18 protein-coding genes, 1 pseudogene and 1 riboswitch are annotated in these 20,012 nt (G+C 61.8%); of the genes and pseudogenes, 14 read left to right on the plus strand and 5 right to left on the minus strand.

Annotated elements, in window-relative coordinates; translation table 11 throughout:
- Both tuf and FEV16_RS13495 read left to right on the plus strand, forming a co-directional pair.
- Positions 1–178 (plus strand): annotated as a pseudogene (gene tuf, locus FEV16_RS13490) (elongation factor Tu); the annotation flags it as partial.
- A gap of 118 nt (positions 179–296) precedes the next feature.
- On the plus strand, positions 297–866 hold the full coding sequence (locus FEV16_RS13495) for an NUDIX domain-containing protein (RefSeq protein ID WP_138168156.1): 570 nt from the start codon (positions 297–299) through the stop codon (positions 864–866).
- 55 nt (positions 867–921) lie between these two features.
- Here FEV16_RS13495 and FEV16_RS13500 read toward each other — a convergent pair whose 3' ends face one another.
- Positions 922–1,224, minus strand: a complete 303-nt coding sequence (locus FEV16_RS13500; protein WP_138168157.1) for a TonB-dependent receptor — start codon at positions 1,222–1,224, stop codon at positions 922–924.
- A 108-nt stretch (positions 1,225–1,332) separates the two neighbouring features.
- Entirely contained in the window at positions 1,333–1,545 is a 213-nt protein-coding gene (locus FEV16_RS13505) for a hypothetical protein (protein ID WP_138168158.1), read from the minus strand.
- Positions 1,546–1,744: 199 nt separating this feature from the next.
- Here FEV16_RS13505 and FEV16_RS13510 point away from each other — a divergent pair, with 199 nt between their 5' ends.
- The 7 genes from FEV16_RS13510 to FEV16_RS13540 all read left to right on the plus strand — a co-directional run bounded on the left by FEV16_RS13510 (position 1,745) and on the right by FEV16_RS13540 (position 7,918).
- Positions 1,745–2,521, plus strand: coding sequence for a DUF1499 domain-containing protein (locus FEV16_RS13510; protein WP_138168159.1), 777 nt, complete (start codon positions 1,745–1,747; stop codon positions 2,519–2,521).
- A gap of 95 nt (positions 2,522–2,616) precedes the next feature.
- On the plus strand, positions 2,617–3,618 hold the full coding sequence (gene pdhA, locus FEV16_RS13515; protein WP_138168160.1) for a pyruvate dehydrogenase (acetyl-transferring) E1 component subunit alpha: 1,002 nt from the start codon (positions 2,617–2,619) through the stop codon (positions 3,616–3,618).
- A 12-nt stretch (positions 3,619–3,630) separates the two neighbouring features.
- Positions 3,631–5,103 carry a pyruvate dehydrogenase complex E1 component subunit beta gene (locus FEV16_RS13520; protein WP_138168161.1) on the plus strand — a complete coding sequence of 491 codons (1,473 nt, stop codon included), beginning with the start codon at positions 3,631–3,633 and terminating at the stop codon, positions 5,101–5,103.
- A gap of 2 nt (positions 5,104–5,105) precedes the next feature.
- A complete protein-coding gene (locus FEV16_RS13525) occupies positions 5,106–6,041 on the plus strand; it encodes a 2-oxo acid dehydrogenase subunit E2 (RefSeq protein ID WP_138168162.1) in 936 nt (311 codons plus the stop codon).
- A 53-nt stretch (positions 6,042–6,094) separates the two neighbouring features.
- Positions 6,095–6,481 (plus strand): VOC family protein, encoded by a 387-nt coding sequence (locus FEV16_RS13530; protein WP_246657334.1) that lies wholly within the window; start codon positions 6,095–6,097, stop codon positions 6,479–6,481.
- A 44-nt stretch (positions 6,482–6,525) separates the two neighbouring features.
- Entirely contained in the window at positions 6,526–6,750 is a 225-nt protein-coding gene (locus FEV16_RS13535) for a GDCCVxC domain-containing (seleno)protein (RefSeq protein WP_138168254.1), read from the plus strand.
- Between the two features lie 52 nt (positions 6,751–6,802).
- Complete coding sequence (locus tag FEV16_RS13540; protein ID WP_138168164.1) at positions 6,803–7,918, plus strand: Mrp/NBP35 family ATP-binding protein; 1,116 nt, start codon at positions 6,803–6,805, stop codon at positions 7,916–7,918.
- Positions 7,919–8,006: 88 nt separating this feature from the next.
- Here FEV16_RS13540 and FEV16_RS13545 read toward each other — a convergent pair whose 3' ends face one another.
- Together FEV16_RS13545 and FEV16_RS13550 are read right to left on the minus strand one after the other, a co-directional pair.
- A complete protein-coding gene (locus FEV16_RS13545) occupies positions 8,007–9,398 on the minus strand; it encodes an outer membrane protein transport protein (RefSeq protein WP_138168165.1) in 1,392 nt (463 codons plus the stop codon).
- Between the two features lie 190 nt (positions 9,399–9,588).
- Positions 9,589–12,126, minus strand: a complete 2,538-nt coding sequence (locus FEV16_RS13550; RefSeq protein ID WP_138168166.1) for a cation-translocating P-type ATPase — start codon at positions 12,124–12,126, stop codon at positions 9,589–9,591.
- 80 nt (positions 12,127–12,206) lie between these two features.
- Positions 12,207–12,300: riboswitch (TPP riboswitch) on the plus strand.
- 98 nt (positions 12,301–12,398) lie between these two features.
- Between FEV16_RS13550 and thiC the strand changes: the two genes are divergently transcribed.
- Positions 12,399–14,267: a phosphomethylpyrimidine synthase ThiC gene (gene thiC / locus FEV16_RS13555; protein ID WP_138168167.1), complete on the plus strand. Its 1,869-nt coding sequence runs from the start codon at positions 12,399–12,401 to the stop codon at positions 14,265–14,267.
- 108 nt (positions 14,268–14,375) lie between these two features.
- Here thiC and FEV16_RS13560 read toward each other — a convergent pair whose 3' ends face one another.
- Entirely contained in the window at positions 14,376–16,370 is a 1,995-nt protein-coding gene (locus tag FEV16_RS13560; protein WP_138168168.1) for a hypothetical protein, read from the minus strand.
- A gap of 378 nt (positions 16,371–16,748) precedes the next feature.
- Here FEV16_RS13560 and FEV16_RS13565 point away from each other — a divergent pair, with 378 nt between their 5' ends.
- From FEV16_RS13565 to FEV16_RS13580, 4 genes are all read left to right on the plus strand, one after another.
- Positions 16,749–18,065 (plus strand): site-specific integrase, encoded by a 1,317-nt coding sequence (locus FEV16_RS13565; RefSeq protein WP_138168169.1) that lies wholly within the window; start codon positions 16,749–16,751, stop codon positions 18,063–18,065.
- Positions 18,062–18,709 carry a hypothetical protein gene (locus FEV16_RS13570; RefSeq protein WP_138168170.1) on the plus strand — a complete coding sequence of 216 codons (648 nt, stop codon included), beginning with the start codon at positions 18,062–18,064 and terminating at the stop codon, positions 18,707–18,709. The genes FEV16_RS13565 and FEV16_RS13570 overlap by 4 nt, the downstream gene beginning before the upstream one ends.
- Before the next feature lie 101 nt (positions 18,710–18,810).
- On the plus strand, positions 18,811–19,029 hold the full coding sequence (locus tag FEV16_RS13575; RefSeq protein ID WP_210234891.1) for a helix-turn-helix domain-containing protein: 219 nt from the start codon (positions 18,811–18,813) through the stop codon (positions 19,027–19,029).
- Positions 19,026–19,703, plus strand: coding sequence for a hypothetical protein (locus FEV16_RS13580; protein WP_138168171.1), 678 nt, complete (start codon positions 19,026–19,028; stop codon positions 19,701–19,703). Before FEV16_RS13575 ends, FEV16_RS13580 begins: the two co-directional genes overlap by 4 nt.
- Positions 19,704–20,012: the final 309 nt, after the last annotated feature.

Consider the following 20,012-nt stretch of genomic DNA (forward strand, 5'->3'; position numbering starts at 1 on the left):
GGATGTGACGGGGATCGTCACGCTTCCCGACGGCGTCGAGATGGTGATGCCGGGCGACAATGTGACGATGGACGTGGTGCTGATCGTGCCGATCGCCATGGAGGAGAAGCTGCGCTTCGCCATCCGCGAAGGCGGAAGAACCGTCGGCGCCGGCGTCGTCGCCAGCATCATCGAGTGATCGGCGCTAAAGGAAGTTGAAAATATAGAAGGGGCAGGAGCCGCGCTCTTGCCCCTTTGCTTTTGGATCTGATCCGATTGCATGTGAAACGCTTAGGACGTCATAGGATTGACCTGCGATGAAGCCTTCCGTCGTGAAGCTCGAACGCACGCATAAGCGCTGGGCGACCATGTCGATCGCGACCATCCGCATGCCGGACGGTAGAACCTTGTTGCGCGACGTCGAGGACCATGGCCGCGCGGCCGCGGTGCTGCCCTATGATCCCCTGCGCAGGACGGCGCTGCTTGTCGAGCAGCTGCGCGCCGCGGCGTTAGTCGCCGCCGGCGCAACGCATACGCTCGAAGCGATTGCGGGTCTCGTCGACGGCGAGGATGACCCCACTGACACGGCGAGACGCGAAGCGCTTGAGGAGGGCGGCTTGCGGCTCGCCGCGCTCGAGCATGTCGCGACCGCCTGGTCGACGCCGGGCGTCTCGACCGAGCGCATGGCGCTTTACCTCGCTGAGTACCGCGCCGAGGACCGCGTCGCCGACGGCGGCGGCGTCGCGCATGACGAGGAAGAAGTCAAAGTCGTCGAGATAGGACTCAGGGAACTCGCGGCGCTCATGGCCGCTGGCGGCCTCGTTGACATGAAAACGCTCGCGCTAGTTCAGGCCCTGCAGCTTCGCCGGCCTGAACTCTTCGGCTGACGCAAGTCGACTTAACGGCTTTAAGAAAGCCGCCGTAAGCGAACGACGGCGACCTCTAACAGCCTCCGCCCGTAACGCCGGGCGCTAGCCGCAGCGCGCCGCAGAGGTCGCGCGACTGGAAGTCGTCCATCATTTTCCGCGTGATGACGCTGGTCGAGCCCGGCACTTGCATGACCGGCGTCGGCGCGCCCGTCGGACCGGTCACATAGTTGGAGAAATAGCCGTCATCATAATATGGCGGCGGCGCGACGCGATGAACTCGGGCGCGGGAGCCGCGCACACGCACATCCGCGGCGGCGGTTGTTAAACCGACCGAAGCGACGGCGATGAGCAGGAACAGGGCGACAGCCTTGCGCATGGCTTTGTCCTCCTGCCCAAGCATATAGCTATTGGCCGTGGCGAGGAAGCGTTCTCAGCGAAGGCGCCGATAGACCGCCTATAAGGGCTGCCGCGCCGGTATGAGCGCTCAGGCGGCGAGTTCTTCGCCCAATAGCACCGCAGGCAGGCGGCGCTCGTCGAGACGTTCGATCGACGCTCCCTCGTGCTGAGCGAACTGCTCCACTTCCAGCGCCGCTGCGACGGCGGAGATTCCGATCTCGCGGTAAAGACGTGCGAGAAGGTCATGGGGATGGCCGCTGGACTGGGGCTCGTTGAACTCGACGGAATACTTGTCCGACATGGATTCGCTCGACGCTAGAAGGTGACTCAATGGCGATGGCTAGGATTGTCCTGAGCAAGTTAACGAGCCGCTAAGAAATAGAGGCGGGGGCGGCTTCCGCCCGATTTTTTTTCCAATTTGCGAGGGCGTTGCATTCGCCCTAAATTTGCGAAGAATGCGCCTAGCCGCCGTCAGGCGGGATAACGCGAGTTTCTTGCCAATGCGACGTCAGCTTCCGCCCGAGCCCTGGTCGAAAGTCGCGCTCTGGAGCCGACGCTTCGCGATATTCGCCGCAACTGTGGCGATTTTGGCGATTCTTTTGGGGCGACTTGGCGCCATCGATCCGCCTTCAGCGTTAGCTTCGCTTGGCGGCTCTATGGCCCTGGCGCTCATTGCGCTGCTGCTGTTTTTCGCCGCCTCCAACGTGATTTGGCGGGAAGGTCGGCGCGGGGCCGGCGCCGCGGCGGCGGCGTTTTTGCTGGCGGCCCTGACTCTTGGCTACCCGGCCTATCTCGCTTTTGAGGCGGTTCGTCTGCCGGTGCTGTCCGACATTTCGACCGACATCGCCAATCCGCCCCAGTTCTCCTTCTCAAAAGCCGCCTTTGAGGCCCGGAACGGCTTTCAGCCGCCGGGGTTGCCGGCCCGTTCGCGCGAGGCGCAGCGGCCAGCCTATCCGGACGTCGAGCCGATTGTCGTCGATCTGGATACCGACGAAGCTTTCGCGCTGGTGCTGAAAACGGCCAACGCCCGCGGCTGGACGCTTGTCGACAAGCGGCCGCCGGGCGGACGCAGCGGCGACGGGCATATCGACTTCATCGATAAAACGCTGGTCATGGGATTCGACGACGACATTACCGTCCGCTTCAAGCCGCTGCCCGGCCAGACCCGCATCGATTTGCGCTCAGCGTCACGTTACGGACGCCATGACTTTGGCGCGAACGCCAAAAGAATCACGGCCTTCGCAGAGGAACTCCAGTCGCAGCTCGACACGCACTAGCGCGCTTCCCAAATTGAACGGCAGGTAAGACGCTCGTGTTTGGCGGCGTCTTCGATTATCCTGCACGGCAAAGCTTAGCGACGGGAGCGGTGAAAATGGTCGAGAAAAGCGGCGGCGCCACGAACGCGCCAACCGTTCCGCCCTTCACCCGCGAGCAAGACCTCACCGCCTTTCGCGAGATGCTGCTCATCCGGCGCTTTGAGGAAAAGGCCGGACAACTTTACGGCATGGGCGTCGTCGGCGGATTTTGCCACCTCTATATCGGTCAGGAAGCCGTTGTCGTCGGCGTAAAAATGGCGGCGCAAGACGGAGACCAGTTCACGACCAGCTACCGCGATCACGGACATATGCTCGCCTCGGGCATGGACCCGAAAGGCGTCATGGCGGAGCTTGCCGGAAAGCGTCACGGCTATTCCAAGGGCAAGGGCGGATCGATGCACATGTTCTCGCGCGAGAAGAATTTCTACGGCGGACATGGCATCGTCGGCGCGCCTGCGCCGATTGGCGCCGGCGTCGCCTTCGCCAACGCCTACCGCGGCGATGGCCGCGTCTCGCTCACCTTTTTCGGCGAAGGCGCCTCCAATCAAGGCCAGGTTTACGAGGCCTTCAATATGGCGGCGCTGTGGAAACTGCCGGTGGTCTTCATCGTCGAGAACAACCGTTATGCGATGGGCACGGAGATTTCCCGCGCCTCGGCGCAGATCGACTTCTCAAAACGGGGCGACGCTTTCGCCATCCCAGGCAAGCAGATCGACGGCATGGATGTGCGCATCGTCAAGGCCACGGCGGATGAGGCGATCGATTGGTGTCGCAAGGGCAATGGTCCCTATCTCATAGAGGCGCAGACCTATCGCTATCGCGGCCACTCGATGTCCGATCCCGCGAAATATCGCTCCAAGGAAGAAGTGCAGAAGATGCGCGAGGAGCACGATCCGATCGAGCAGGTCCGCGCGCGGCTGATCGCCAGTGGCGTGAGCGAGGACGAACTTAAAAAAATTGACGCCAATGTCCGTAAAACCGTCTCAGAAGCAGCCGATTTCGCAATGGCGGATAAGGAGCCGGATCCGAGCGAATTGTGGACGGACGTTCTGGCGTGAGGAATTGATTCAATGACCGTCAACGTCCTCATGCCTGCGCTGTCGCCCACGATGGAGCAGGGCAAGCTGGCCAAATGGCTCAAGAGCGAAGGCGACGCAGTTAAGGCTGGCGACGTCATCGCGGAAATCGAAACCGACAAAGCCACGATGGAAGTCGAGGCCGTCGACGAAGGCGTGCTGGCGCGCATCCTCGTTCCCGGCGGCACGGAGAACGTCGCGGTCAACACGCCGATTGCCGTGATCGCCGAGGAGGGCGAGTCGGTAGCAGACACGGCGGACCACGCGCCAATTAATCGAACTGGCGAGGAAGACAAAGCGGAGAAACAGGCCGAAGCGCCGGCGCCTGCGCCCGGCCAGACAGCGCCTCAAGAGCAACCCGGAGAAGCCAATAAGGCGCAGACAAAAGCTGCGGTGGAGGCGGCGGCGCCAGCCCCCAAGCCGACGAGCGTCGCCGAACAGCCTTCGCCCACGATCGCCCCAGAGATTCCTCCAGGGACGGCGATGGTCTCGATGACCATGCGCGAAGCCTTGCGCGACGCCATGGCGGAGGAGATGCGGCGCGACCCGACAGTCTTTGTGATCGGAGAAGAGGTGGCCGAATATCAGGGCGCCTATAAGGTGACGCAGGGTCTTCTGCAGGAATTCGGCTCCAAGCGCGTCGTCGATACGCCCATCACCGAATATGGCTTCGCGGGCGTCGGCGTCGGCGCCGCTTTCGCGGGATTGCGGCCGATCGTCGAATTCATGACGTTCAATTTTTCGATGCAGGCCATCGATCACATCGTCAATTCGGCGGCGAAGACTCTTTACATGTCGGGCGGACAAATACGCTGTCCGATCGTTTTCCGCGGACCGAACGGCGCGGCGGCGCGCGTCGCCGCGCAGCACAGCCAGGATTATTCCGCCTGGTATTCGCAGGTGCCGGGACTGATCGTGATTTCGCCGTCAAACGCCAGCGACGCGAAAGGCCTGCTGAAGGCCGCGATCCGCAACGACAATCCGGTCGTCTTTCTCGAGAATGAGATTCTCTACGGCAAGACTTCGGAAGTGCCGGCGCTCGAGGATTTTGTCTTGCCGATCGGCAAGGCGCGCATCGCCCGGCCCGGCAAGGACGTCACGCTCGTCTCGTTTTCCATCGGCATGACCTATGCGCTGCACGCCGCGGAAGAACTCGCCAAGGAAGGAATCGAAGCCGAGGTGATCGATCTGCGCACGCTGCGGCCGATGGATACGGCGACGATCATCGACTCGGTGAAAAAGACCGGCCGCTGCGTCGCGATTGAAGAAGGCTGGCCGCAGAGCGGTGTTTGCGCCGAGATCGCGATGCGCGTTCAGCAGGAGGCCTTCGACTATCTCGACGCGCCGGTGCTGCGCGTCACCGGCAAGGACACGCCGATGCCTTACGCCGCCAATCTTGAAAAGCTCGCGCTGCCGAGCGCGGCGGAAGTCGTCACGGCGGCGAAAGCCGTCCTTTACAGGTCCTGACGATGGCACTCGTCACGCCCGACACCGGCGCGCCACGCATCTTCGCTTCGCCGCTCGCGCGACGACTGGCGCGGGAGGGCGGCCTAGATCTTTCGTCGCTACAGGGCACAGGCCCGCATGGGCGGATCGTCGAGCGCGACGTGAAAACGGCGCTCACGCGCGGCGTCCCATCGAAGGCGGCGCCGCTTGCCGTAGCTCCATCCGCCGACGTCACGCGCAAATTCTTCGAAGCCGGCTCTTACGAGGAAATCCCGCACGACAATGTGCGCAAGGCGATCGCGCGGCGGCTGACGGAAGCCATCCAGACCATTCCGCATTTCTATCTCAACGTCGACTGCGAGATCGACGCGTTGCTGCGACTGCGCGAGGATTATAATTCCGCCGCGCCGCTTGGTTCTGACGGCAAGCCGACCTGGAAGACGTCCGTCAACGACTACGTGGTCAAGGCGCTCGCCCTCGCGCTTCAGCGCAAGCCCGAGGCGAATGTCACCTTTACGCCCGACGCGCTGCTGCGCCACAAATCCTCGGATATCGGCGTCGCTGTCTCGATCCCCGGCGGCCTCGTGACGCCGATCATCCGCAATGCTGAGGCGAAATCCGTCCGCGAGATTTCCGATGAGATCAAGGAGCTTGCCGGCCGCGCTAAGGCGCGCAAGCTGAAGCCGCATGAATATGAAGGCGGCGTGTCGGCCGTGTCCAATCTCGGCATGTATGGGATCAAAGACTTCACGGCGGTGATCAATCCGCCGCAATCGACGATCCTTGCGGTCGGGCAGGGCGAGCCGCGTATGATCGTGAAGAACGGCGCGCCGGTTGTCGCGACAATGATGAGCGTCACGCTTTCCTGCGATCACCGCGCCGTCGACGGCGCGCTCGGCGCCGAGCTTTTGGCTGAGTTCAAACATGTCATAGAACATCCGGCGACGATGTTCGTCTGAGAGCCCAATTCGAAATTGTTCTGAGTGATTGCTGAGCGCCGGGCTAACAGGGCATGAGCATGAAATACTCAGTTTCGATCGACGTTCCGCTGCTTGAAGACGGCTTGCGATTTTATCGCGACGCCTTGGGACTTGCCGAGATCGCTCGACCTGTGCCGACATATGCCCTTCTCAAATGTGGAAACGCCGAAATTGGATTGATCGAGAAATCAGCTGGAAGCAAACCGGCCAAGGGAACTGACGAGGTTCGTCGGTATGAGCGACACTGGACGCCAGTTCATATCGACTTTCACGTCGACGATTTTGAAGCCTTTTTGACAACGGCGTTGAACGCTGGAGCGAAATGTGAGCAGAAATTCGACGGCGGCGAGCATCCGCCCATAGCATTTTGCAGCGACCCGTTCGGCAATGGGTTCTGCGTGGTGGGAACGACCGCCTGATGCCGCTAAACTTAAATTCTGGGCGGGCGCAGAAAGAGGACGGCCTGCAGCTGCAGTCGACCTTGACATGCCCCCACTGCGCTCACGCGGAAACGCTCGAGATGCCGGAGAACGCCTGCGTCGTCGTGCATCTCTGCGCGGGATGCGGCGCGCGGCTTACGCCAAAAATCGGCGACTGCTGCGTCTTCTGCTCCTATGGCGACGTTCCGTGCCCGCCTGTGCAGCGGGCGCGTGATTGTTGCGGCGCCCCGATGGACGAGGGGCTCTGATCGCGGCATATGCCTTGCCTGGAACAGCTCTAAAGAGGCAAGGAGCGGGCGCGTGGCGACGGAAGCTGACATTTTGAAGGCTCTGGAAGGGCTCTACGGACCCGGCGGGACGCCGCTCGTGCACGCCGTGTCCGGAATCAATCTGTCAGGCGGGAAAGCCTTCGTTTCTCTCGCGGGCGATCCAGGCCAGTCGCAGGCCTGGGAAGCGGCGCGGGTGGCGGCCGAGCGCGCCATCAAAGCTGCGCCGGGCATCGACCAAGCGGTCGTGACTTTGACCGCCGAGCGGGCGCCGGGCGCCGAAGCTTCGCCTCCACGAGGCCAGGCGCAGGCGCACGCGCATGGCGCGCCGCCTCAGCACAAAGCCGGCATCCCGGCGCTCGAGAAAATCCGCTTCATCATCGCCGTCGCCTCTGGCAAGGGGGGCGTCGGCAAATCGACGACGTCAGCCAATCTCGCGCTTGGCCTCGCGGCTCAGGGGTGGCGCGTCGGCCTCCTCGACGCCGACGTCTATGGCCCCTCGATGCCGCGGCTTTTTGCGCTTACCGATAAGCCGAAAGTCGAAGGCGGCAAGCTCGTGCCGCTCGCAGCCCATGGCTTGAAGATCATGTCGATGGGTTTTCTCGTCGACGAAAATATTCCGATGGTCTGGCGCGGTCCGATGGTGTCCCAGGCGATTTCGCAAATGCTCGGCGAAGTCGTCTGGGGAGAGCTCGACGCGCTCGTCATCGACATGCCGCCGGGAACCGGCGACGTTCAGCTGACGATTGCGCAACAGGTCCCGCTTTCCGGCGCGGTGATTGTCTCGACCCCCCAGGATTTGGCGTTGATCGACGCGCGCCGCGCCGTCGCCATGTTCCAGAAAGTCGAGGCGCCGATCCTCGGCGTCGTTGAAAATATGAGCTACTTCCTGTGCCCGCATTGCGGCGGGCGCTCGGAAATCTTCGCGCATGGCGGCGCGCGCCACGACGCCGAACAGATGGGCGTGCCTTTTCTTGGCGAAGCGCCGCTCGACATCAAAATTCGTGAAACTTCGGATGCCGGCCGCCCCGTGGTTGCTGCTGAACCCGACAGTCCCCAAGCCGCCGTCTATCTCAATCTCGCGGCGAAAGTGAAGACGCTGCTTGAAACGCAAAAGCAACGCGCGGCGCCAAAGATCGTCGTCGGCTGAGGCGGATCGCACAAAAAAGACGCGCCTCCAGTTTTAGGAGGCGCGCCAGGCGGGCCGATCGTCGCCGGCCGTCAGGGAGCGCTATGTTTCAGAAATGGCTTGGAATCCAGGAATTGTCGCCAGCATCCCACTTGTAGTTGTAACCGATGGTGAACTGGGTGGCGCGTCCCCAGGCGGTGATTACGGCGTTCGTGTTGTAGTGAGGAAGGACATTCAGTGGAATTGGAGGAAAGAACGCCTGACCGACAAAGGGAACGTCTTCGAAGTAGCTGACCGAATTTTTGAAGTCGTAAATGGCCGCGAAATCGATCGATGAATTCTTCGTCAGCTGATAGCCGAAGCCGCCGGTGACGGAGTGAGCGGCGACAGCGGGCGCCAGCGCCGCAAACGTGGCGGCGCGCTCTCTCACCGGTATGGTTGAGTAGTGGTAGCCCGCACGCAAGATCAGGCTTTGCGTGGCGCGCCATTCTGCGCCGAAGGAAGCGGAGTCGGTGTCATGCCAATCAAAGCCGCTCCCGCCGAATGAGCCGAATGACCCGTACCAGATGGGAAAGCTCGAGTACCCGGCCGTGGTCGCCGAGTAGAAGATGTGTCTCCAGTCGGCCATTAGCGTAAGGTTGGGCAGCACATCATAGGCCACGCCCGCGACCAGGTTCGCCGGAATGTCGAAACTGCCCTGATCCGCGATAAGTCCTCTGTATTTCTGAAAACTCGACATGAACATGGGCGTCGCGCCGGCGAGGCCAAACCGCAGTTCATTCGTCGCGCGCCACACTAAGCCCACGCGGAAGCCGCCCCCGACCGACCAATCGTAGGCCATGTCGGTGAAGTTGAACATGTTGGAGGAGTAGGGGGAGAGAATTTTCAGCCCTTGCGCGTTGAACATCTGTATCGCCAAAGTGGGTGAGAAGCCCACAGTGATCGGACCGAATTTTCTGGCGTAGGTGGCGCTAATAAAGGATTGTTGAAGATCGAGCCCCGCCGCGCCGCCGCCGAGGACGCCGCCAAGCGACGGAGTGACAGTGATCACGCCTCCCGGGCCGGCTTTGTTCGGTGGCTTGAAATGCCCGAAGTCATAAGAAGTGTTGAGTCCGCCGTTGGCGTAAGTGGCGACGCCCCATGCGGACTCGGCGTCGATCGGCTGGACATAGCCGGCGTTTGGCACCGGAAAGATGGGTCGACCGCTCCTCACATCGCCAGGCGCCAGGACCACCGGTTGTCCTATGGTCGAATACCCGCGCTCGGGCATGGTCGCGGCGAGGCCTGCCTGAAACATCCGTTCGAGTCCGACAATGCCAGCCGGATTGATCGACATGGCCATTGCGTCTCGCGAATCCGCGACGCCAGCGCCGCCTAAGGCTCTTTGACGCGGACCGAAACCGGTGAGGAAATAGCCGTCGGCGCCTAAGGAGAGGGATGGCGCGAGCGCTGTGCCCGTCGTCAGCGCGAAGAGGAGGCTGCGGGAAATCAATTTTTTCATCAGCGGCGAGTCCCGAGGCGAATCGTCTCTAAACCCCCGCGCTGGCGAGCGTTCGCCTGTCACACAGCTTTACAGATTAACAGACCCTCCCGCCTTGAGGGCTAAATTCCCCTGCGCATTCACAGATTTCTTCCCTCTGTAACGTCTTTGCAACACAAACGCTTTAGTCGTCGGAGTCTGATTGCGTATCCTAACGTAAGTCGGCGGTCAGCGCGGCGTCCCCGCGCCGCCCAGGCGGCGTCGGATAGAGTAGCCGGCGCCAAACTCCGTACCAGCTTCCCGCTATCGCGGCGAGCGTTAGAGCCGGTACGAGTTTTGGCCAACTGGGCGGCTCGAAGCGAAGAAGTTCTGACACCAGAGGCGCGTAAAGGCTCGCCGCCACCATCGCGCTGGCCGCGCCGGCGACGAGCCAGAACGCCAGATTGTCGCGCGAAAACAGCGAAGCGCCGCGCGGAAGCGCATCTGAAAGCGCGAGGATGAGATTGCTGACGACAAGTGTCGCGAATGCGAGACCGCGCGCCTGCGGCTCGGGGGCGCCCAGCCCGTTGTCGATGACATAGACCGACATCACGGCAAGGAAGACGACGAACCCCTGCGCGAAACCGAGCCAAAGTTCGCGTTGGCCAAAAAGCGGCTCATCGCGCCTGTGCGGCGGTTTGAGCATGGCGTCCGCCTCATTGGGCTGCGATTCGAAAACAAGCGCGCACGTCGGGTCGATAATCAGCTCCATCAGCACCACATGCGCCGGCAGCAGTAGAGGCGGCAGGCCCATCAGGATTGGCGTCAGGGCGACGCCGGCGATCGGAATGTGAATTGCGGTCACATAGGTGAGCGCGCGGCGGAGATTGGCGAAGATGCGCCGGCCCAGCGCCACGCCGGCGACGATCGACGTGAAGCTGTCGTCGAGCAAAACAATATGCGCGGCTTCGCGGGCGACATCCGAGCCGCGCTGGCCCATGGCGATGCCGATATGCGCTGCCGCGAGCGCCGGCCCATCGTTGACGCCATCGCCAGTCATGGCGACGATATGGCCGTCGGCTTTGAAGGCTTCGACGAGCGCAAGCTTGCTTGTCGGCGTCACTCGGGCGAAGACCCGTACGTTGCGGATTTTTTCGGGCAGCAGTTCCTGCGGCGTTGCAGCGATCTCCGCGCCGGTGATCACGCCGGTGGCGGAATCAAGGCCTGCTTGGCGCGCGATCGCGAGCGCCGTCGCAGGGTAGTCTCCGGTGATCATCGCGACGGCGACTCCCGCGCGCTGGGCCGCCGCGACGGCGGCGGGGACGTCTTCGCGCAGCGGATCCTCAAAGGCGAGCAATCCGACGAAGTCGAATAACGCCGCTTCCGGCGGCGGCAAACGCGGCAGCGGCGGCGTCGTCGCCACGCCAAGCACGCGCAGGCCGCGATGCGCCAGATCCTCGATTTGAAGCTGAAGGCGTGTGCGGTCTTCGTCAGAGACTCGCGCAAGCTTAAAGATCGCTTCCGGCGCGCCTTTCGCAGCGTAGCTCTCCCCTGACTCGTCGCCCCAGCATTGAATGAAGGCGAGGAGGTCGGGGCGGATCGGGAAGCTGCGAATGGGCGCGGCTTCCGGCGCCACGCCGGCGTCGGCTGCGAAGGCGTGAACAGCGCGATCCATGGGATCGACGGGGTTGACCGATGAGGCGCGCAAGGCGGCGCGGATCAGCATGCGCGTCAAATCCTCATGATGCGGCGCATCGATCGTCGTTTCGCCATCGGCGACAGCGAAGGCCACGCGCATGCGGTTTTGCGTGAGCGTTCCCGTCTTATCGACGCAAAGTATCGACGTTGAACCCAGCGTTTCAGTCACTGAAGAACGACGCACGAGCACGTTGCGGTGCGCCAGCCGATAGGCGCCGAGCGCGAGAAAAATCGCCAGCACCATCGGAAATTCTTCGGGCAAAAGGCCGATGGCGAGCGTGATGCCGGCGAGGGCGCCCTCGAACCAGTCACCATGCACGAGCCAATAGGCAAGGAACACCAACACGCAAAAAATGAGAGCAAAGACGCCGAGCGTTGCGACCAGCCTGCCGGTCCTTTGCTGCAGAGGACTTGGCTCGCTCTCGATCGCTGCAAGCGACGCGCCGAGATTGCCCATCGCGGTGCGCGCGCCGGTGCGGACGACCTCCGCCAGTCCCGATCCACGCGCGATCATGGTTCCCGCAAAAAGAAACGGCGTGTGTTCGCCGCCCGGATCGAGAAATTCCTCCGAGTTTTCCTCACTCGCGAGAGTCTTTGTCACGGGGGCTGACTCGCCGGTGAGAAGAGACTCGTCGACGACCAGCGCGTCGCCGTCGATCAGCAACGCGTCAGCCGGCGCACGCTCTCCTTCGCCGACGAAAATAATGTCGCCGGGAACAAGATCGCGGGCAGGGATGCGCCGCTGCACGCCATCACGCAGACAGGTTGAGGTCGGCTGCGCGAGTCGATTGAGCGCTTGAAGCGCGCGCTCGGTCCGCAGCTCCTGCAGAATGACCAGGGTGATCGACGCGCCGGCGCCGACGACCATGAACAGCCCTTCGCCAAGATCGCCGACGAAAAGATAAAGCAGCGCGGCTGCGGCGAGCAGAAAGAACATCGGTTCTTTCAGCGTGCGCAGCGTGATCGCGAATATGCCCGGCGGGGGCGGCTTTGGCTGCTCGTTCGGCCCGAACTCGGCAAGACGTCTGGCCGCTTCCTCAGACGTCAGACCCTGGAAATTTAGGTTTCGCATATGTCTAGGCTCGTCGTGGCCGCTATTTGCCGGTATCGCCACGCGAACTTGCGACACGAGTGTGAACGCGGTAATTTTTCCACAATGGCGAGGGGCGCCGCAAGCGCGGCTGAGAAGCACCCGTCGAACCTGATCCGGGTCATGCCGGCGTAGGGAAGGCCAGCGAAAGAGCGAACGACGCGGAAACGTCGACGCAATCACAGCGCATCCCTCCTTCGTCTTCCTGACTCGCGTCCGCTTCACTTGACGAAGCGTGATGAAGGAGCGCGATCATGAACGTCCACGACAAGCGCATGCCGGCGAGCGTCACCACCGGGCCGATCGGCAAGTCGCGCAAAATCTATTCATCGCCGAAGGGGCGCGACGACATTCGCGTGCCTTATCGCGAAATCCCGCTGCATCCCTCTTCAGGCGAGCTTCCGCTTCGGGTCTACGATCCTTCAGGCCCCTATACCTGCATGTCCTTTACGCCCGACCTTTCGGCGGGGCTACCCGCTGCGCGTCCCTGGCTCGCTTCGCGTCCCGGTCTCGAACCTTACCGAGGCCGCGCGATTAAGCCCGAGGACAATGGTTTCGCCGAAGGCGAGCGTCTCGTGCCCCCGTGTCCGGCCGAGCGCAAGCTATATCACGCCGCCGGCGCGCAGCCCGTGACTCAGCTCCAATTCGCCCGCGCCGGCATCGTGACCGAAGAAATGATCTATGTTGCGCATCGTGAGAACCTCTGTCGCGAACGCGCGCTCGATGTCGCGAAAGAACGCATCGCTGACGGCGAGAGCTTCAGCGCCGCCATTCCCGAATTCGTCACGCCGGAATTCGTGCGCGAAGAGGTCGCTCGCGGCCGCGCCATCATCCCTGCGAACGTCAATCACCCGGAGCTCGAGCCGGTCGTCATCGGCCGAAATTTCCTCGTGAAGGTCAACGCCAACATCGGCAATAGCGCCGTCACTTCGTCGGTCGCGGAAGAAGTCGAGAAAATGGTGTGGGCGATCCGCTGGGGCGCCGATACGGTGATGGATCTTTCGACCGGCCGCAACATTCACAACATCCGCGATTGGATCATTCGCAACGCGCCGGTCCCGATCGGCACAGTGCCGATCTATCAGGCTTTGGAGAAGGTCGGCGGCGACGCGCTGAAACTCGATTGGGAGGTCTTCAAGGATACGTTGATCGAACAGGCGGAGCAGGGGGTGGATTATTTCACCATTCACGCCGGCGTGCGCCTCGCTTATGTGCCGCTCACCGCCAACCGCGTCACCGGCATCGTCTCGCGCGGCGGCTCGATCTTGGCGCGCTGGTGTCTCTCCAAGCACAAGGAGAGCTTCCTCTATGAGCGCTTCGACGAGATTTGCGACATCATGCGCAAATATGACGTCTCCTTCTCGCTCGGCGACGGATTGCGTCCAGGCTCAAACGCCGACGCCAATGACGCGGCGCAATTCGCGGAGTTGGAGACGCTTGGCGAGCTGACAAAGATCGCGTGGGACAAGGGCTGTCAGACGATGATCGAAGGCCCTGGCCATGTGCCGATGCACAAGATCAAAGCCAATATGGAGAAGCAGCTTCAGGCCTGCGGCGAGGCGCCGTTCTACACGCTTGGACCGCTCGTCACCGACATCGCGCCGGGTTACGATCACATCACGTCAGGCATTGGCGCCGCGATGATCGGGTGGTTCGGCACGTCTATGCTGTGTTACGTAACGCCTAAAGAGCATCTTGGTTTGCCGGATCGCGACGACGTCAAGACCGGCGTCATCACCTATCGCATCGCCGCTCATGCCGCTGATCTCGCCAAGGGGCATCCCGCGGCGCGTGAGCGCGACGACGCCATGAGCCGAGCGCGTTTCGACTTCCGCTGGGACGATCAGTTCGAGATCGGACTCGATCCCGACACGGCGCGTGAATTCCACGATGAGACGCTACCGAAGGATGCGCATAAGGTCGCGCATTTCTGCTCGATGTGCGGACCGAAATTCTGCTCGATGCAGATCACCCGCGATCTGCGCGAGGAGGCGGCGCAAATCGCCACGCGTGAGCAGGGCATGGCTGAAAAGAGCGCTGAGTTCATAGAAAGGGGCGCGGAGATCTATGTGCTCGAAAGCCCTCTCAATGATATTAATGCAAAACTCTCGGATAAAGATTGAGCTGCTTTGCACGATGGCGGCAGAGCGTCATCGCGCCAGACCCGAGGTTCCGACCGCTTCGGGGCGAAGATCGACATAAGCTACGGGGCCAGGGCGAACCTCTTTCCGCTACGCGTGCGGCCAGCGGCGTTCGCGGAACCAGTTGCGATAGTCCGTCATTTTCGCGCGCTGCGCGGCTGGCGCCCGCCGGCCGCACGTCGCCGCCTCGGCGCTCCCGTCCGACGCCCCCCAGCGCATTTCGACGCAGTCGTTGGGATTGTAGCCCATTTCAAGGTCCGCCGCGCGGTCCATGACGTCTTTGAGTGAGAGCGTCCAGGCGGAGCCGTCGCTGCGCGTATAGGAAAACGTGCGTGCCGCGAGTTCGCTCGCAAGCGCGCTTTGCAATTGCGTCTGCACGCCCGCCGGACTGCCGCCAAATGGTAGCGCGTAGCGCTCGCTGCGCCGCGCGACGCGATCGGGGAATCCGCGCACCACATCGATCGCAATCAGTAGGCGGAGATCGCGCGCCGGCGTCGAGAAGTCCTCCCACGCGCCGGAGGTCGCGAAGATCGCCGGACCGTCAGGCATCGATGCCTCGCCGCGCCCGCCGTTCTGGAACTTTCGACCGTTTTCGACCGCAACCGCGCGCGTCTTCACCTGTTCTTCAAGCGCAGTAATGGCGGCCATCATCGCCCGCGTCGGATCGAGCGGCTCAGGCGACATGACCTGATCCATGCGGTCGTAGAATTCCTCCATGCTGAGTTGCGATTGCTCCAGCGAGAAATCGCCATAATCCGGATTTTTGGCGATTTCCGCATTGGTGAGCGCATGCAACGCGCCGTTTTCGCGCATGATCGGCCGGAAACGCTTGAAGCCGGGGCTGCCGAGCGTAGGTTCGTTGGCGAACAGGAAATTGCCGCGCCAGAACCGCTTGCGGGTGACGGTGCCATCAGGTTCGGCGTCGACGGCAAGAAACACGCCCGCCGCGTCCGGCGTCTGCGGGACGCGTTGCACGAGCATCATGACGTGCCCGTACGGATCGGCGTAGGCGGTTCCGGGACGCAGAGTCTCCTGCGTCAGCGGGATGGTATAGAAATCGCCCTTATCGCTGTTTGCCGATGCGCGCACCGAACCGGAATGAACGACGTCGCCCACAGCCCGGAAATATCCGGCAACGCCAGCCGGCCGCTTCGGGGCAGGCGGTTTCGCGGGCGCGGCCGTCGGAGCCGGCGCCCCAGGCTGGACCTGCTGCGGCTGTGAAAACAGTTGCTGCAAGAGATTCGTAGGCGCCGCCGCCGGGGTCGCGGCCGGCCCAGCGGCGGCGGACGCTACGGCTTGTTCGGGTGGCGGCGCTGGTCGGGTCAGCTCGGGATGCAGAACATCGAAGCGCTCATTGCATCGCGGCGGCGCGCCGCCGGCCCCGCGCGAGCAATTCGAATAGGCGAAAGGCAGCCCCATCTTGTAGGCGAAATAGGCGCGCAGAAAGTAGACGAAATCGGCGCAGTCGGGCTTCAGCGACAGGGTGAGGCCGTCTTCGTTCGTTCCGAGATAATTGAACAACACATTGCGCGACGGATTGCGCAGCACTTCATGCCACGTCTTCCACGACTGTTCCGCTTCGAGTGGCGCATCAAAAAGCTTGGCGACCCACGCCGAATACAAATTCTCCGTCGCGCGGTTCCATGTGTTGTGCACGCGCCAGACGCCGCCTTCCGTGGCCTGCGACGCGGATTGCTTGCGCGCGCTTACGTCGATTTCCTTTGTGATCGCGCCGCAGGCGAATGAACCGGTGTCGAGCGTGGCGCGCCATGCGCCGGGGGCTGGCGACGCGACCTCGGCGAACCAGACATAAGGCGGTCCGCCACGCTGTCCGTGCGATCTGGCCGCCACCCTGCCATCGGGCGAAATCAGCGACAGCTCGCCTTGGAGCGGCTTCTCCGCGGCGACAAGGACGCGCAAAGGCGCGCCCGTCCAAGGCGCGGCCGGCGAGGGCAGAACGGCGACCTCAGCGGAATCTTCACAGGCGGAGAAAACTTGGGCCTGGGCCTGGGATAGCGGAAAGAAGAGGGCGAAAAAGGCGCCGGCGATAGCCAGCGACGCAGCAGATCGGCGCGCTGTAAACATTTTCGATTCCCTCTCTTGGACGGTCCTCGACTCGTTTCCCACTCAGAGGCCGGTATGCAGGATACGAAGTGGCATTCAGGCTGCGGAACTTGAGCGCGACTTTGCGCAGCTGCCGATCGCGACGGCCTTATGTTCGAAAAAAATGGGTCAAAATGGCGGCGTCTGCGCCACTTCCTAACCTATTGACTTTACTGGTGCGCAAGAGGGATTCGAACCCCCGACCCCATCATTACGAATGCTACGGTCATACTTTCTTCTACTCTCCTGCTATTTCCTTAAGTCACCATATTCGTTGTTTTTATAGAATTTGAATAGTATCTTGTTTCCGAGAGTCGCCCGTATATTCTTTTCTGGTGGCGACAACGGTGGCGACACGACATGGCGACGATCCCTTTGACCAAGCGGACGCTGGACGCTCTTCAACCCCGCGAGAAGCCTTTCACTGTCTTTGACGGAGGCCGTGACTTACCCGGCTTCGGCGTGCGCGTCATGCCTTCTGGCCATAAAGGCTTCATTCTCGAATACCGCCCTCGCGAAGCTGGAGAGGCCGCCAGTCGATCCATCCACAAGAAGCGCTATTCGCTCGGAACTTACGGGCCGGTCACTGCTGAGCAAGCGCGTAGGAGGGCGGCGGAGGCGCTGGTGGTCATCAGAAACGGTGGCGACCCTCAAGCCGCCAGAAGCGCGAGGCGGGCCGCGGCGACAGTCTCAAAATTGATTGACGCGTTCATGACCGAACACGTCGAGACGAAATGCAAATCAGCTACGGCGGAAGCGCATAAAGTCGCTCTCGAACGCCTGCGCGTGGCGCACGGCTCACTAAAAGCCGATGCGCTGACCCGAGGCCAAGTCGCTCTTTTGCACACCCGCCTTTCGAACGCTCCGTTTGCGGCGAACAGGTTTCTGGCTGTCGTCTCGAAACTGTTTTCGTGGGCGTCGAACAGGGAGCTGTTGCCCGAGACGCACCCTAACCCGGCCGCCAAAATTGAGCGCTATCGTGAGCAGGGGCGTGAGCGCTATCTAACGAGCGACGAACTGGCGCGCCTTGGCGCGGCGCTGGCCGAGGCAGAGACGATCGGCCTCGCGTATACCATCGATGAAACTAAGGCAAAGGCGAAGCACGCGCCCAAAGCGGATAATCGCCGCGTGAAGCTTGATCCCTTTGCCGTCGCCGCCATTCGGCTCTTGATCCTCACTGGCGCGCGCCTTCGTGAAATTCTCGATGCGAAGTGGGAGCAAGTCGATTTGGAGCGGGGCGTCATTTTCCTGCCCGACTCCAAGACGGGCAAGAAGCCGATTTACTTATCTGCCGCGGCGCAAGTCGTGCTGGCCGCTCTACCACGTATCAAAGGTAACCCGCATATTATCGCGGGAGCCAAGGACGGCGCGCCGCGCGCCGATCTAAAAAAGCCATGGGCGGCAGTGACAAGAGCCGCCGGCCTTGAGGGTGTCCGACTTCACGATCTTCGTCATAGCTTCGCCAGTTTCGGCGCTGGTGCTTCGCTCGGCCTGCCGATCATTGGAAAGCTTCTCGGTCACACACAGGCGACTACGACACAACGATACGCGCATCTCGACGCGGACCCACTTCGCCGTGCGGCAGACGCCATCGGCACGACGATCGCTGCGGCAATGGACGGTGGCCGGGGAGCAAAGATTTTACCTATGCCGAAGCGACAGGAAGGCGGCCGATGAAACGCAAAGTCATACCGTTTGTCGGCGATGACGGTGCGCGGCGCGGCCGACCGGCAATAGAGACGGTGGCGGCGACGCCCAACGGCTTCGAGCACTATGATGAACTTATGCAAGGGTTAAATGCCTATGGCTGGTATAAAGAAATAGCCGCCCGGCTCCGTCGGGAGGTTATCGCCCAACGTTACAGCGACGAAGAATTACGGGGTTGGAAAGAACAAGGGCTCGCGCCCTACGAAGACCCGACGGATATAGATCGGTTCATGTATCGAACCGAGCCGGTCGCAGTGGTCAGAGACGCAAAGGATTTAAGAATCGCGAACTGCAACGATCGGCTAGTCGTCGAGATAGACGTGAACGTGCACGACGACGTGCTTATACGTTCGCTAAAGGCTGTCATCGATGGACGGCGCGCGCAGCGCCCGCGCCGTAGCCGTTTTTCGGCTTGGACTGACCATCGAATTCTCGCGCTCTTTGACCTGCGCCTCATGGGCTACAACCTCGACGGAGAGCGCACACAGTTGGCGCTCTGGTTGTTTCCCGAAATAGAAAACGCCGAAGTGAGAGGTCGCAAATTCGACCGCGCGCGCGGTTATCTCGACGACGCCATAGCGAGCCAGGATTCCCTTAGAGCCTATCCCGAGTAATTATCCCGCAGATTTTTGACCCAAAAAGTGCGGGCTATATTTTTCTCTCCCCGGAAAGGAGAGATTATTAGGAGACTCCTAAAGCAAGAGGAGCCTCCTCAATGCCAACTGCTGACCAACTCATCGACGACCGCGAAGTCGCGCGGATTACGAAGCGCGCTCGACCCACCCTCCAAAAAGATCGCCTTTACGGGCGCGGAATCCCCTTTGTTCGAGTCGGACGGCTCGTGCGCTATCGCATGAGCGATGTCGAGAATTGGTTGCAAGAGCTTCCCACGCTGCGTTCGACGAGCGAAGCAAGTGGGGAGGGCGACCAATGAACCGACCATTCCGAGTTTATCTCGCAGGCAAGATCACGAAGAACGGCTGGCGGTGCAAGATAGCCCCGCGCTATCGCTCGGTTAGCGATACAGAGGCCTTCTACGACAGCGAGTTAGAACTCGAAACCATTACGCCGGAAGTTGTGATGAGCGGGCCGTTCGCCATCTCGTGTGACCATGGCTGTTTTCGTGGCGATGGAAGTCACGGCATCGGCGGTTTCGCTAATGGCTATAAATGCGATGGCGCCGTCGATCTCCCAGATGATGTTCGCTGGCGCCGCGTGCGTGCGTTTGAGATCAACGAGCGGCGTCTCGAACGTGCTGATGCGGTCTTCGCTTACTTAGATGGCCCTAACCCCACCGGAACGGTCTTCGAGCTTGGGCATGCATGGAAGGCTGGCAAGCCTATCTTCTTGGCGTTCGCGCCAGATATTCCGCGTAACGACTTTTGGTATCCGGCGGAAGCAGCCGACGAAGTGGTCACCGTAAACGATGTCGAGGGTGCTTGGGGGCGTTTTGCCGATAGCGACGATTCTTTTCTGGCGCGACGTTTCGCTGGGACCGCGGGAGGTTTTCTGCCGCGGCGGGGCTGGACACGCATTTCGCTGCGCGAGCCACCTTTGAACCTCGACAATATCGACGCGGCGAACGTCGACTTGTACCCCGGCCATTAATTCGCTTTCCCAAAAGAATACCGCCGCGTTGGCGCGCGGCGGCTTCAAGTCAAATTCTAACTTACAGGCAGAACAATGAATACGCCTTCGACGAACGAAAATCAATTTGCGTCCGTGTTTGCGCCGAGTTTCGGCGTTGCGAAACAAGACTTTTCTCCCCGTGGCGCAACGCCGAGCGTGCCCGTCACGACATTATTCTGCCGCCCGCATCGGACGGAACCGTTGACACCCGACGAGGGGGAGCGCCTGTGGAGCACATTGCGTGCGAACGGCTACCTCCCCGTGCCGCTTCAGCCCGGCGAAAAAAAC

The organism is Methylocystis sp. B8 (assembly GCF_005771425.1).
In the GTDB taxonomy this organism is placed as follows: Bacteria; Pseudomonadota; Alphaproteobacteria; order Rhizobiales; family Beijerinckiaceae; genus Methylocystis.

Coding starts and splice junctions, on each gene's coding strand:
- FEV16_RS13580 (WP_138168171.1), top strand. CDS start 19,026: ATGAACCGACCATTCCGAGTTTATCTCGCAGGCAAGATCACGAAGAAC.
- FEV16_RS13550 (WP_138168166.1), bottom strand. CDS start 12,126: ATGCGAAACCTAAATTTCCAGGGTCTGACGTCTGAGGAAGCGGCCAGA.
- pdhA (WP_138168160.1), top strand. CDS start 2,617: ATGGTCGAGAAAAGCGGCGGCGCCACGAACGCGCCAACCGTTCCGCCC.
- FEV16_RS13495 (WP_138168156.1), top strand. CDS start 297: ATGAAGCCTTCCGTCGTGAAGCTCGAACGCACGCATAAGCGCTGGGCG.
- FEV16_RS13570 (WP_138168170.1), top strand. CDS start 18,062: ATGAAACGCAAAGTCATACCGTTTGTCGGCGATGACGGTGCGCGGCGC.
- FEV16_RS13505 (WP_138168158.1), bottom strand. CDS start 1,545: ATGTCGGACAAGTATTCCGTCGAGTTCAACGAGCCCCAGTCCAGCGGC.
- FEV16_RS13510 (WP_138168159.1), top strand. CDS start 1,745: ATGCGACGTCAGCTTCCGCCCGAGCCCTGGTCGAAAGTCGCGCTCTGG.
- thiC (WP_138168167.1), top strand. CDS start 12,399: ATGAACGTCCACGACAAGCGCATGCCGGCGAGCGTCACCACCGGGCCG.
- FEV16_RS13565 (WP_138168169.1), top strand. CDS start 16,749: ATGGCGACGATCCCTTTGACCAAGCGGACGCTGGACGCTCTTCAACCC.
- FEV16_RS13530 (WP_246657334.1), top strand. CDS start 6,095: ATGAGCATGAAATACTCAGTTTCGATCGACGTTCCGCTGCTTGAAGAC.
- FEV16_RS13545 (WP_138168165.1), bottom strand. CDS start 9,398: ATGAAAAAATTGATTTCCCGCAGCCTCCTCTTCGCGCTGACGACGGGC.
- FEV16_RS13575 (WP_210234891.1), top strand. CDS start 18,811: ATGCCAACTGCTGACCAACTCATCGACGACCGCGAAGTCGCGCGGATT.
- FEV16_RS13500 (WP_138168157.1), bottom strand. CDS start 1,224: ATGCGCAAGGCTGTCGCCCTGTTCCTGCTCATCGCCGTCGCTTCGGTC.
- FEV16_RS13520 (WP_138168161.1), top strand. CDS start 3,631: ATGACCGTCAACGTCCTCATGCCTGCGCTGTCGCCCACGATGGAGCAG.
- FEV16_RS13525 (WP_138168162.1), top strand. CDS start 5,106: ATGGCACTCGTCACGCCCGACACCGGCGCGCCACGCATCTTCGCTTCG.
- FEV16_RS13560 (WP_138168168.1), bottom strand. CDS start 16,370: ATGTTTACAGCGCGCCGATCTGCTGCGTCGCTGGCTATCGCCGGCGCC.